The 253-nt window shown below is 41.1% G+C and carries 1 protein-coding gene; it reads right to left on the reverse strand.

Annotated features, from left to right (window positions below):
• Positions 1–253, reverse strand: a 253-nt coding sequence (locus ETC07_RS16290; protein WP_240724692.1) for a toprim domain-containing protein, incomplete at both ends; no start/stop codon positions are given.

Raw genomic sequence — 253 nt, forward strand, 5'->3', positions numbered from 1 at the left:
TGAGCAATATAAACATAACCGGCCTCAACTACAGGACGCATATAGCGGTAAAAAAGAGTTAACAAGAGTGTACGAATGTGTGCCCCATCGACATCGGCATCGGTCATGATAACCAGTTTATGATACCGTGCTTTAGATAAATCATAGTCAGCACCAAAACCAGTTCCCATCGCTGTAAAGAGTGAACGGATTTCTTCATTTGCTAAAATCTTATCCATTGTCGCTTTTTCCACGTTCAAGATTTTACCACGGA

It is taken from the genome of Halomonas borealis (genome assembly GCF_004798905.1).
GTDB lineage: Bacteria > Pseudomonadota > Gammaproteobacteria > Pseudomonadales > Halomonadaceae > Halomonas > Halomonas borealis.